Source organism: Providencia sp. PROV024, from assembly GCF_032709665.1.
Classification (GTDB): domain Bacteria; phylum Pseudomonadota; class Gammaproteobacteria; order Enterobacterales; family Enterobacteriaceae; genus Providencia; species Providencia huashanensis.
This window is the reverse complement of sequence record NZ_CP120545.1, coordinates 1,884,283-1,896,592: the sequence shown is the minus strand read 5'-3', so window position 1 is coordinate 1,896,592 and position 12,310 is coordinate 1,884,283. Positions and strand designations below refer to the sequence as shown.

15 protein-coding genes and 1 other annotated feature (1 of these 16 cut by a window edge) are annotated in these 12,310 nt (G+C 39.3%); of the genes, 5 read left to right on the top strand and 10 right to left on the bottom strand.

Annotated features, from left to right (window positions below):
• Window positions 1-82, bottom strand: a sequence feature (Phe leader region); it reaches 50 nt to the left of the window's first position.
• Between the two features lie 87 nt (window positions 83-169).
• The 9 genes from rplT to fos form a co-directional block, all read right to left on the bottom strand.
• Window positions 170-526, bottom strand: a complete 357-nt coding sequence (rplT, locus tag P3L56_RS08750; RefSeq protein WP_042844069.1) for a 50S ribosomal protein L20 — start codon at window positions 524-526, stop codon at window positions 170-172.
• A 45-nt stretch (window positions 527-571) separates the two neighbouring features.
• On the bottom strand, window positions 572-769 hold the full coding sequence (gene rpmI / locus P3L56_RS08745; RefSeq protein WP_004263702.1) for a 50S ribosomal protein L35: 198 nt from the start codon (window positions 767-769) through the stop codon (window positions 572-574).
• 81 nt (window positions 770-850) lie between these two features.
• A complete protein-coding gene (infC, locus tag P3L56_RS08740; protein WP_071548019.1) occupies window positions 851-1,390 on the bottom strand; it encodes a translation initiation factor IF-3 in 540 nt (179 codons plus the stop codon).
• 372 nt (window positions 1,391-1,762) lie between these two features.
• Entirely contained in the window at window positions 1,763-2,302 is a 540-nt protein-coding gene (infC, locus tag P3L56_RS08735; protein ID WP_071548018.1) for a translation initiation factor IF-3, read from the bottom strand.
• A gap of 3 nt (window positions 2,303-2,305) precedes the next feature.
• Window positions 2,306-4,234 carry a threonine--tRNA ligase gene (thrS, locus tag P3L56_RS08730; protein WP_042844073.1) on the bottom strand — a complete coding sequence of 643 codons (1,929 nt, stop codon included), beginning with the start codon at window positions 4,232-4,234 and terminating at the stop codon, window positions 2,306-2,308.
• Window positions 4,235-4,491: 257 nt separating this feature from the next.
• Window positions 4,492-5,079: a hypothetical protein gene (locus P3L56_RS08725; RefSeq protein ID WP_210831663.1), complete on the bottom strand. Its 588-nt coding sequence runs from the start codon at window positions 5,077-5,079 to the stop codon at window positions 4,492-4,494.
• 73 nt (window positions 5,080-5,152) lie between these two features.
• Entirely contained in the window at window positions 5,153-5,602 is a 450-nt protein-coding gene (locus P3L56_RS08720; protein WP_042844075.1) for a methyltransferase family protein, read from the bottom strand.
• A gap of 100 nt (window positions 5,603-5,702) precedes the next feature.
• Entirely contained in the window at window positions 5,703-6,101 is a 399-nt protein-coding gene (locus P3L56_RS08715; protein WP_042844076.1) for a hypothetical protein, read from the bottom strand.
• A 105-nt stretch (window positions 6,102-6,206) separates the two neighbouring features.
• Window positions 6,207-6,620 carry a fosfomycin resistance glutathione transferase gene (gene fos, locus P3L56_RS08710; protein WP_042844077.1) on the bottom strand — a complete coding sequence of 138 codons (414 nt, stop codon included), beginning with the start codon at window positions 6,618-6,620 and terminating at the stop codon, window positions 6,207-6,209.
• Between the two features lie 454 nt (window positions 6,621-7,074).
• Here fos and P3L56_RS08705 point away from each other — a divergent pair, with 454 nt between their 5' ends.
• The gene (locus P3L56_RS08705; RefSeq protein ID WP_042844079.1) at window positions 7,075-7,779 is read left to right on the top strand and encodes a MarC family NAAT transporter; all 705 of its coding nucleotides are present in this window, start codon (window positions 7,075-7,077) and stop codon (window positions 7,777-7,779) included.
• Here P3L56_RS08705 and P3L56_RS08700 read toward each other — a convergent pair.
• Window positions 7,773-8,432, bottom strand: coding sequence for a transglycosylase SLT domain-containing protein (locus P3L56_RS08700; RefSeq protein WP_042844080.1), 660 nt, complete (start codon window positions 8,430-8,432; stop codon window positions 7,773-7,775). The two genes, P3L56_RS08705 and P3L56_RS08700, sit on opposite strands and share 7 nt — an antisense overlap.
• Window positions 8,433-8,716: 284 nt before the next feature.
• On the opposite strand from P3L56_RS08700, the gene P3L56_RS08695 reads away from it, so the two are divergent.
• From P3L56_RS08695 to P3L56_RS08680, 4 genes are read left to right on the top strand one after another with little or no spacing between them, the layout of a single operon-like run.
• Window positions 8,717-9,628, top strand: coding sequence for a metal ABC transporter substrate-binding protein (locus P3L56_RS08695; RefSeq protein WP_071548016.1), 912 nt, complete (start codon window positions 8,717-8,719; stop codon window positions 9,626-9,628).
• Window position 9,629: 1 nt separating this feature from the next.
• The gene (locus tag P3L56_RS08690; protein ID WP_042844082.1) at window positions 9,630-10,520 is read left to right on the top strand and encodes a manganese/iron ABC transporter ATP-binding protein; all 891 of its coding nucleotides are present in this window, start codon (window positions 9,630-9,632) and stop codon (window positions 10,518-10,520) included.
• Window positions 10,517-11,407: a metal ABC transporter permease gene (locus P3L56_RS08685; RefSeq protein ID WP_272686011.1), complete on the top strand. Its 891-nt coding sequence runs from the start codon at window positions 10,517-10,519 to the stop codon at window positions 11,405-11,407. Before P3L56_RS08690 ends, P3L56_RS08685 begins: the two co-directional genes overlap by 4 nt.
• Window positions 11,400-12,266 (top strand): metal ABC transporter permease, encoded by an 867-nt coding sequence (locus P3L56_RS08680; RefSeq protein ID WP_042844084.1) that lies wholly within the window; start codon window positions 11,400-11,402, stop codon window positions 12,264-12,266. The genes P3L56_RS08685 and P3L56_RS08680 overlap by 8 nt, the downstream gene beginning before the upstream one ends.
• The last annotated feature ends 44 nt before the right edge of the window (window positions 12,267-12,310 follow it).

The window sequence follows — 12,310 nt, the reverse complement described above, 5'->3', positions numbered from 1 at the left end:
TTCTATCTTTACGCGCAAAAGCCCCCGAGAATCAGGTGCTAAAGTAAAAAAAGAAACGAAAAATAACAAAACACATGCAATGATTTCTCAAAAAATGGGCTATTAAAGTATTAACACAAATAGTTATAAATGAAAAGAGGAAGTTACCTTCCTCTCTTCAAGCAAACAATTAAGCTAAAGCGCTTTTTGCTTTTTCAACTAAAGCAGTGAATGCTGCTTTATCGAAAACTGCGATGTCTGCTAAGATCTTACGGTCGATTTCAATCGAAGCTTTTTTCAAGCCATTGATGAAACGGCTATAAGACAGACCGTTCTGACGAGCCGCTGCGTTAATACGCGCGATCCACAGTTGACGGAACTGACGTTTACGTTGACGGCGGTCACGGTAAGCGTATTGACCAGCTTTGATTACCGCCTGAAACGCTACGCGGTAAACACGTGAACGTGCACCATAGTAACCTTTCGCCTGCTTCAGAATTTTTTTGTGACGTGCACGGGCGATTACACCACGTTTTGCGCGAGCCATAGCTATCTCCTATCGTCTTTTATCTTAATTAACTAAATTGTTTACTTATGCGTAAGGCAGGCAGGCTACTACCAGACCCAGATCGCCCTTAGATACCATTCCTTTCGGACGTAAATGGCGTTTACGCTTAGTTGACTTTTTAGTCAGGATATGACGAAGGTTTGCATGCTTGCGCTTAAAGCCACCGCCTGCAGTTTTTTTAAAGCGCTTTGCTGCGCCACGTACAGTTTTAATCTTTGGCATTTCTTTTATTTCCAACTTCGCATTGTGATAAACTACGAATTAATTAGGCGAATAACTTTCGCTATTACTTGCAAGGCCTAATTATTTCTTCTTCGGTGCCAACACCATAATCATCTGACGTCCTTCAATTCTTGAAGGGAATGACTCCACTGACGCCAGTTCTTCCAGATCAGCTTTGATGCGATTAAGCACTTCCAGACCAATCTGTTGGTGAGCCATTTCACGACCACGAAAACGCAGCGTAACTTTAGCTTTGTCACCATCTTCTAGAAAGCGAACCAGGTTGCGTAGTTTGACCTGATAATCACCTTCATCTGTACCAGGGCGGAATTTAATTTCCTTCACCTGAACAACTTTTTGTTTCTTTTTCTGTTCTTTTTGAGATTTGCTCTTCTCATAAAGGAATTTGCCGTAATCCATGATACGACAAACTGGCGGTTCAGCATTTGGGCTGATTTCCACAAGATCTACACCTGCTTCTTCAGCTTTTTCAAGCGCTTCGCGTGCGCTCATAATGCCTAACTGTTCACCGTCTAAACCTGTTAAACGGACTTCAGGAACACGGATTTCATCGTTAATACGATTTGGACGTGTTGTTGGGATTCTTTTTCCGCCTTTAATACTTCATTCCTCCAACTGGATAAAGAGATTTGCATACTCTCTAAAGCAATACGCAGAACTATTATTGCTTAATACAACATCTGCGTACAAGATTCTTTGGCTTGTCTGCTTATTATTTAAAAACTGACAAAGCGATTCGACCGCGGATTTTAATGCTTATTGCCCGATTACTCAAGTAAATCTTGAAATAAATCACGTTAACTTATTTAAAAATTTAGTTTTACCGTGTTTATTTCTATCAGTCAGTCTATTTTAATTAGTTATTAATTTAGCTTATTACTGAATAAGCACGACATTTGCTCACATTACTGACAATACAAGATAAGCAGTGCCCATAACGAGCACTGCTTAGCTATACCAATACTGGCTTAATTATTTTTTCTTTGGTGCCAATACCATGATCATCTGGCGCCCTTCAATTCTTGAAGGAAATGATTCCACTGACGCCAGTTCATCCAGATCAGCTTTGATGCGATTAAGCACTTCCAGACCAATCTGTTGGTGAGCCATTTCACGACCACGAAAACGTAGTGTGACTTTAGCCTTGTCACCTTCTTCCAAAAAGCGAATTAAACTACGTAATTTAACTTGGTAGTCGCCTTCGTCTGTTCCTGGACGGAATTTAATTTCCTTCACTTGAACAACTTTTTGTTTCTTTTTCTGTTCTTTCTGAGACTTACTCTTCTCATAAAGATACTTACCGTAGTCCATAATACGACAAACGGGTGGCTCAGCATTTGGGCTGATTTCGACTAAGTCGACACCTGCTTCTTCAGCCTTAAAGAGTGCTTCACGCACACTCATAACACCGAGTTGCTCACCGTCTAGACCTGTGACACGGATTTCTGTAGCACGGATCTCTTCGTTAATACGATTAGGACGTGCTGTTGGGAGTTTTTTTCCGCCTTTAATACCTTATTCCTCCATCTGATTGAGTTGACGACTGCGGATCTCTTCAAGCAGTTTAGTCATGAATTCGTTGACATCAAGGCTACCTAAATCTTTACCACGACGGGTACGTACAGCAACTTTGCCTGATTCAACTTCTTTATCACCACATACTAGCATGTAAGGGACTCGACGCAGCGTGTGTTCGCGGATTTTAAAGCCAATTTTCTCATTACGTAAATCTGCTTTCGCGCGAATGCCAACACTTTGCAGCTTGCTAACTAATTCTTGAACATAATCAGCTTGGCTATCCGTTATGTTCATTACAACCACTTGTTGTGGTGCTAACCATGTTGGGAAAAAGCCTGCATATTCCTCTGTTAAAATACCAATAAAGCGCTCAAGTGAACCCAATACAGCACGGTGGATCATAACAGGAACGATACGTTCGTTATTTTCGCCTACATAGGAAGCGGTTAAACGGCCCGGCAAGAAGAAGTCTAACTGGACGGTACCGCATTGCCATGCACGGTCAAGGCAGTCATACAGTGTAAATTCAATTTTAGGACCATAGAATGCGCCTTCGCCTGGTTGGTATTCGAATTCAATACCTTTTGATTTCAGAGCGTTAGCTAAGTCTTCTTCCGCTCTGTCCCACATCTCGTCAGTACCGATACGTTTTTCAGGGCGAGTTGATAGTTTCACAACAATCTTTTCAAAACCAAAAGTTGCGTAAACATCATAAATCATTTCAATACAGCTGGTTACTTCACTTAAAATTTGTTCTTCTGTACAGAAGATATGTGCATCATCTTGAGTAAAGCCACGCACACGCATCAAACCATGTAAAGCACCTGATGGCTCATTACGATGACAGCTACCAAATTCTGCCATACGTAATGGTAAGTCACGATAAGATTTCAAACCTTGGTTAAAGATTTGTACGTGACCAGGGCAGTTCATTGGTTTTACACAATACTCACGGTTTTCTGATGAAGTCGTGAACATTGCATCTTTATAGTTATCCCAGTGACCTGTTTTTTCCCACAGTACGCGATCCATCATGAATGGACCTTTAACTTCTTGATAGTTATAAGCTTTCAGTTTCGTACGTACAAAAGTTTCCAGTTCACGGAAAATTGTCCAACCATCATTATGCCAGAACGCCATACCTGGCGCTTCTTCTTGCATATGATATAAATCTAATTGTTTACCGATTTTACGGTGGTCACGCTTAGCAGCTTCTTCTAAACGCAATAAATAGGCTGCCAATTGTTTCTTATCAGCCCATGCGGTACCGTAGATGCGCTGCAACATTTTATTGTCGCTGTTACCACGCCAATACGCGCCAGCCACTTTTTGCAATTTGAAGTGGTGACAAAAACGCATATTAGGTACATGTGGACCACGACACATATCAACATATTCTTCATGGTGATATAAACCAGGGCGATCATCTTGGCTAATATTTTGATCCAAGATTTCAACTTTATAGTCTTCGCCGCGGGCAACAAATGTCTCACGAGCTTCGCTCCAAGAAACACGTTTTTTCACCACATCATAATCTGTTTTGGCAAGCTCAAGCATACGCTTCTCTAGCTTTTCCAAATCTTCCTGCGTCAGCGTATGGTCTAAATCGACATCATAATAAAAACCGTTGTCGATAGTTGGACCGATTGCCATTTTGGTGTTTGGCCATAATTGCTTGATGGCATGACCTAACAAGTGAGCACAAGAGTGACGAATAATTTCGAGTCCGTCGTCATCTTTACTCGTAATAATTGACACATTAGCATCATGTTCAATCATTTCACACGCATCAACACGTTCGCCATTAATGCGACCGGCGATACACGCTTTTGCTAGACCCGCGCCAATATCGCGAGCCACGTCCATCACAGAAACAGGATGGTCAAACTGACGCTGACTTCCATCAGGAAGAGTAATAACAGGCATTAAAAAATCCTTATCAGCAGTGGTGACCCACACGCCAGATCACTTGCTTGATTATTCCAAAATTATAAATCAATACGTTACTAACGATTTCTCACTTCACTATGCGAGATATGTACACAATTCTAGTTAAATTAAGATAACATAAATTGATACATCGCGAGTAACTCAACTATCAATGATAACACAGACATAATTTATGGCGATAGCGCAAAGCCGTTTATTGTTCTTCTTCATAAGAAAAATCAATACCTTCCCGATTAAATGGCGAATAATCCATCCAAAGCAGGAAATAGTTTTTCTTTTTCTTTGAAATACACCCTATACCAAAGAGATCCACTAGGCGCCGTTAATTCTTCAATGATTAAGTTACCTTGTTTAAGAGTAATATATCGCTGAATTGATACCCATAACGTATACCCAAGATATACCACTCCAATCAAGGTAAGTATTTGTGCATTGATATTATCTAATCCCCATATTTGCCAAAGAATATAGCTACAAAATATAACTTGAATTAAAACCCTAATCATAAATGCATTGCTGAAAAATGACTGGGCGTGCTGTAATGTTGCAAAACAGGGGTTAGCTAATGTCTGCCTTTTCTCTTCAACAGGAATACCTTGGATATAAACCATCCAATCTGATGTATCACTGTTTTTTAGTATTACTCCCTTTTCTTTCATTGCATGTATTTTGAACGATACCAATACTGCCCATCCCACACCAATAACCAGTAAATATGCGATAAAAGTACTTACAGAAAAAAATGCAAGGAACAAACTAATAACAATCAAACACGCTAACTTACCTGAATTAATCCAAAATGGAGCCACTTGATAATTCATTAATTACCTTAGCCTGTGCGTTATAGAAAAATAGACTCAATCATAGATGAGAATAAGTCTCATTAATATGATTTTATAACCAACGCCTCGTTTGTTTGTGATAACTATCCCATTCTGCTTTAAAGGATTTAGCTAAAAAGTTTTCTTCTTGCGGAATTGTATATAAATCGGTTACTAGCCAGAATACTAAGCCAGAAACTAAGAAATATGGGGAATGTGTTAATAGAGCCAGTGCCAAACTCATGGAAGTAAAAGCCAGATACATGGGGTTGCGGGATAATCGATATGGGCCATTTGTGATGAGGTGCGTTGCCCGCACACTCGGATTAGGCGATGTTTTATGTTTATAAAAATAAAATAAACTTGTTGCCACCCAACTGACACTTTCTAGAGCAACTAAAATCCCTAAAACCCCCAGCCAGCCAGAAAAATACCAATCTAACGCACCTTGTTTAAAAAGAAAATAAACTGCAACGCCATTCGCAATTAGCCAATTCAACAATGGAAATTTTAGAATTTTCATTATGCTGCCTTAAACTCAAAAATAAGGTAATCAGCATATTATAAAACAATAGAAAGGCTTTGTATGGGATATTACCAAGCAAAATAACTAACCCAAAAAATTAATTATTAGGCCCTAAAGAGAATACACTTTTTAACCCTTCTAATTTGCTATACTCCTGCTGGCATACAAGGTCACGAACATCTGACGGCATTGCATCAATCCTTGCTTGGATATTCGTCAGTTGCTCATCTAAGCTATTCATACCCTTAATATCTACAATGTCTTGGTTAACTTTAAGGTAGCTTGCAAAGTTTTGCAGATTATCCTCTAAGCTATCACAGACATTATTGCTCACTAAACTTTTAGGTAAAATTGTACTAAGCGATGTTGGCAATAGTTGAGATATAGTTGGATAAATATTTTGTTTCCACTGCTGAGGGAAAACAATCAAAATCATTGCGGTAGCCAAAACCAACAACATTGACGCCCCTGCGAATGTCGCTATGAGTTTTTTCATACCTATTCCTATTTCTTTAATAATTCATTAAAAATAGGATATATCACTCTACGTAAAGCTATTTTTAAAATTAAAAATCATTTGTAAAGAAATTCTCAGACTTATTTAATAAAATTTCATACCCTCATAAGGGGCTTCTTGGCAGCTTTTTAAACGTTGCAATAAACCACCCACATGCAGTTCTAATTTGTGCCCATCAGGGTCAAGAAAATAAAATGATTTCCCCTCACTCTTATTTTCTTTCCAAACAATGACATTAGCCTGTTTTAGTTTGGCAACACAGATAGGAAAATCTGCCTCACTAACTGTAAAAGCATAATGAGTGTAATCTGTTTCGGTATGTGAAAAAGATAAGCGTGTTTTATCTAACGATAAACATAACCATAAATCCCCACAGGAGATATACGCTCCATTTTTCCAACTTGCATGTAGCTTCATACCAAGTAATGATTGATAAAAGAAGATGCTTTTCTCAACATCAGTCACTGCAATGGTTAAATGGTTAATTCCAACTAACATACTATTTTTCATCCTATATGAACGCTAAACGATTTCTTTTAATGAATTTACATAAACTACCAGTAAATAACATTGTAACCGTTACAATCTATAACACATCAACATTAAGACAACCTGTTAATAGATGCCCTTAACCTTTTTATGACCCCCATAAAAAGGTTTTTTTTTGCCTATTATAATTGAATACTTTTAGCTCATCCACATATGTCCATGTTATTGATAAAGTTAATTGAGTTATTCACAAAGGAAACTGAGGGTTATCCACAGTTAATGTGAACAACTTTTTCGTCCCAGTACTCATTTGTAGTTTACATAAATTCTTAATCGTATTTTGTTTTAATATTAAAACATTAATCTAGGTAGATATGCTAAGGTACAGATCTATAACAAATTTTGTTATCATCTAAGATAAGGGTACTCATCTATCTAAACTGGGAGCTTGTATTTAATCACTATGACAAATTTCCTCGAGCTATTTCAAGCTGTTGGTATTGGCCTTGTTTTATTGCTTCCACTCGCTAACCCTTTAACAGCGATTGCGGTCATGCTCAGTATTTCCGCAAATATGACCAAAGAGCAACGTGATCACCAATCGTTACTCGCTTCTATTTATGTATTCGCAATTATGACTATAGCCTTTTATGCAGGCCAATTAGTGATGAATACATTTGGTATATCAATACCTGGGCTTCGTATTGCAGGTGGGTTAATTGTTGCATTTATTGGTTTTGGTATGTTATTTCCCAGTAATGATTCAGGAGAAGACCAAACAGCAGCAGCTCTTGATGACCCTAATGTCCCTAAAAAACGCCAAGAGTCACCCAGTATTGCCTTTGTTCCATTAGCAATGCCAAGTACTGCGGGGCCAGGTACTATTGCGATGATCATCAGCTCAACGGCCTCATTGCAAGGGAATGTCAGCTTTGCTCCTTGGGTATTAAAAGTAGCGCCAGTACTCACCTTTTTAATTGCGAGTCTAATCGTGTGGATTGGTTTGAGAGGTGCGACATCAATTATGCGATGGTTAGGAAATAGCGGTATTGATGCAATAGCCCGTGTAATGGGTTTCTTATTAATCTGTATGGGAGTGCAATTTGTTATCAACGGTATTGTTGAGATTGTCGCGCAACTCCCACACTTATTGAAGGAATATCAGTAAGACATCGCTAATGCATTGTATGCATTTTTAACTTTCCACAAATAGCGCGGAGCTTGTGGTGCGGGATGCTTAGTTTGAACGTGTTGATAAAACTCTTCAGGTGATAAACTATTAATCATAGCTATTGCCCTACTTTTATCATTATCAAACGTTCTTAATAGTGCCCCTGCGCCATTCACATAAGCCACAACTGTTGCGTAATATAACGTTTGCGGGTGGCTAATACCTGCAAGCTGCTGCTCCCTCAAAATTCGAATATATGCAGTGCCTATATCAATATTTTTTCGAGGGTCTTTTAAATCGCTAGAACTAGGTTCACCGGACTTTCCTTGATAACGATAAGCGTCTCTCCCCGCAGTTGATGCTTTAATTTGCATCAAACCAATCGCATTTGATTTGCTTACAACTTCCGGCCTGAAATTCGACTCTACCTCAATGATGGCCCTAATTAAAGTTTCATCAATACTGTAGCGGGCTGCTGAGTCCCGAATAAATTCATCAAAAGGAGTGCGAGGGAATACACCATTTTGTGTCGTCGCTGGCAAGGTGTTAGGGTTATCCAACATTCGTTGCTTCGCCACTGGTCTATCTGGTTCACTAGAACAACCAGCAAGTAGCAGTAACAGAATAGCCCCGCTAATCATTTTCTTCACTATTATAATCCTCTGCTACTTAAGCCGATGGAAGAATAACTAATCCTAGGAAAAATAAAATTATTTTTACTTAACTTTTACTTCAGGACGTGTTTTAGTCATACAAAATAACAATAAAAACCAGCATTTCATAATGGGTATGTATGTTATTCCACAATATTTGTGTTTATTTACTCAAACGATATTGATTATCATTATCAGTTGAGTTATAAAATGTAATTGTTATAAACCTTAACAACTATATGCTAGAAAACGCTAAACCAATAATGTCAGGGTCAATTTTTATGAAGAAGAATTTATCTCGTTTATCTGCACCTCTAATAACAACCTTATTTGTGCTAACAGCAATTATATTTGCTAGCCAACCCGCCTTTGCGAAAAAGTTTAAAGTTGTTACTACTTTTACAATTATTCAAGACATAGCACAAAATGTAGCTGGTGATGCCGCAATTGTCGAGTCAATAACCAAACCGGGTGCTGAAATTCACGGATATCAGCCAACCCCTAAAGACATAATGAAAGCCTACGATGCGGATTTAATCCTATGGAATGGTATGAATTTAGAAGTTTGGTTCCAACGTTTCTTTGAAAACTTCAAAAATGTCCCTGCTGTCGTGGTAACCGAAGGGATTGAACCCATGCCAATCCGTGAGGGTGAATATAAAGATAACCCGAACCCTCATGCATGGATGTCACCCGCTAACGCTAAAATATATATAGAAAATATCCGTGAAGCCTTAGTGAAATATGATCCTGAAAATGCTGAAGTATATAATGCAAATGCCAAAAAATATGCGGCGCAAATTGCAGCACTTGACGCTCCGCTTCGCGAACGTTTAAACCGTATCCCAGAAAACGAACGTTGGTTGGTGTCAAGTGAAGGGGCATTTAGCTATTTAACTAAAGATTATGGCTTTAAAGAGGTTTATTTGTGGCCGATTAATGCTGAAGAGCAAGGTTCTCCACAGCAAGTTAAAAAAGTCATTGATACTGTACGCAAATATAAGATCCCTGTCGTATTTAGCGAAAGTACGATTTCTGATAAGCCAGCTCGTCAGGTCAGTAAAGAAACAGGGGCAAAATATGGCGGTGTATTATATGTAGACTCATTATCCACTGCTGATGGTCCTGTACCCACTTATATTGACCTGTTAAATACGACTGTAGACACGATAGCGAAAGGATTTTCACAGTAATATGAATCACTCTAATCAATTCGAACACCCGAATCTTATCGTCGATGATGCAACTGTAACCTATAACAATGGCCATACAGCTATCTATGACGCAAGCTTCAATATCTCAGGTGGCTCTATTTGTGCTCTCGTTGGCGTAAATGGGAGTGGTAAATCGACGCTGTTTAAAACGATTATGGGGCTAGTCACCCCATCTTCTGGCAGTGTAATGTTAAACGAACAACCCATCAAAGCTGCCTTAAAAGAAAACGTCATTGCTTATGTTCCACAAACAGAAGAAGTTGACTGGAATTTTCCCGTTTTAGTTTCAGATGTTGTGATGATGGGGCGTTACGGAAAAATGGGTTTTTTCCGTATTCCCAAACAAGCAGATAAAGATGCCGTAAAAATGGCGCTAGATAGAGTTGACCTTACAGGGCTTGAGCATCGTCAGATAGGCGAACTCTCCGGTGGTCAAAAGAAACGGGTTTTTCTCGCTCGGGCTCTCGCACAAGAAGGTAAAGTTCTATTACTTGATGAACCGTTTACCGGTGTTGATGTTAAAACAGAAAATGCCATTATCGACCTATTACGCAGTTTGCGGGATGAAGGGCACCTGATTTTAGTTTCAACCCATAATTTAGGGAGTGTTCCTGAATTTTGTGATCATGTGATTTTAATTAATCGCACTGTATTGGCGAGTGGTCCGACCGAAACCACATTTACACAACGAAATTTACAACAAGCCTTTGGTGGGGTCTTGCGCCATATCAACTTGTCAGGTCAAGAACTTCATGACGACGATGACCCGCGTTCTGTTACTGTTATTACCGATGATGAAAGAGCTGCTGTCTTCTATGGTCATGACCATGATGCGCCAGTTCGAAAAAATCAAACTAAGGGTTCCGAATGATTGAAATGTTATTACAGCCCTTTCAATATGACTTTATGGTAAAAGCCATTTGGGTAAGCGCCATTGTCGGTGCAGTCTGTGCTTTTTTATCTGCATATTTGATGTTAAAGGGCTGGTCATTAATGGGAGACGCACTTTCCCACTCCGTTGTTCCAGGCGTGGCTGGTGCTTATGCGTTAGGTTTACCTTATGCTGCGGGGGCTTTCTTTACTGGTATCCTTGCGGCACTTGCCATGACATTAATAAAACATTTAACGCGGTTACGTGAAGATGCTGTCATAGGCTTTATTTTTTCCACATTTTTCGCTGCAGGTTTATTGATTGTTTCTTTAAACCCGACTTCAGTAAATGTGCAAAGTATTATTTTCGGTAATATTTTAGGCATTGCTGATGCTGATGTCTTACAAGTAGAAATTATTATCGGTGTTTCATTCATCGTTTTACTATGTCTATGGAAAGATTTATTAGCCGTCTTCTTCGATGAAAGCCATGCTCGTTCTATTGGGTTAAACCCGTTACGTCTGAAAATTATTTTCTTCACGTTATTAAGTGCTTGTACGGTCGCAGCATTACAAACTGTTGGCGCTATATTAGTTATTGCCATGGTAGTTACCCCAGGAGCAACCGCATATTTATTAACTGAGCAGTTTAAGCGCTTACTTATAATTTCAGTTACCATTGGCACAGTCACGAGCGCAGTTGGTGCTTATATCAGCTATTTCCTTAATGGTGCTACTGGTGGTCTTATCGTCACATTACAAACCATTATTTTCCTGCTGGCATTCTTCTTTGCACCTAAACACGGTATTTTTGCTTCACGCCGTAAGGCAAGGAAAGAAGTCGCCCAGCTCCACCAATCACACCAACAAGGAGCATCTCATGAGTGATTTTATTGACGTATTGATGGCTCCGTTTGCATTTCCATTTATGCAAAAAGCACTCGTTACCGCAATAGTCACTGGGACCGTCTGTGCTATTCTCTCGTGTTTTTTGGTGTTAAAGGGCTGGTCACTAATGGGGGATGCTATTTCCCATGCTGTTTTGCCGGGTATTATTATCGCTTCAGTATTAGGTATCCCTCTCGCTATTGGGGCATTTGCTTCGGGTTTATTCTGTGCTGTTGCAACAGGTTATTTAAAAGAAAATAGCCGAATAAAAGAAGATACGGTTATGGGGATCGTTTTCTCAGGTATGTTTGCCATTGGTTTGGTTATGTTTGCCAAAATCGATACTGAGCAGCACCTCACACATATTCTTTTTGGTGATATTTTAGGGATAACCAATAGTGAGTTTAAACAGATTTTACTGTTTGCCGGAATCACCATCGCAATTATTTTACTGAAGCGTAAAGACTTTATGCTTTATTGTTTTGATCCAAACCAAGCCCGTGTGATTGGCCTACCCGTCAAGCTGATTCATTATGGTTTACTGTCTTTACTTGCATTAACCATTGTCGCTTCACTGCAAGCTGTTGGGATCATTCTGGTTATTGCCATGCTGATCTCACCGGGAATTATTGCGTTTGTTCTGTGTCGGAGCTTCGGGAAAATGCTCGTTGTCGCGATTATCGCTTCGGTAACATCAAGTGTGATAGGAACTATTCTAAGCTTCCATATCAACGCTACCACTGGGCCAACAATTGTAGTGACTCAAGCAGTTTATTTTGTAATTGCTCTGTTATATAGCAAATTAGTGTTAGCTCGAAAAAGAAACCAAACTAACCCTCAAAGTATGCATACCGCATAATGCATTGAGAGAAAAAATAAAAGCTGAACCGCTGTATGATAAGT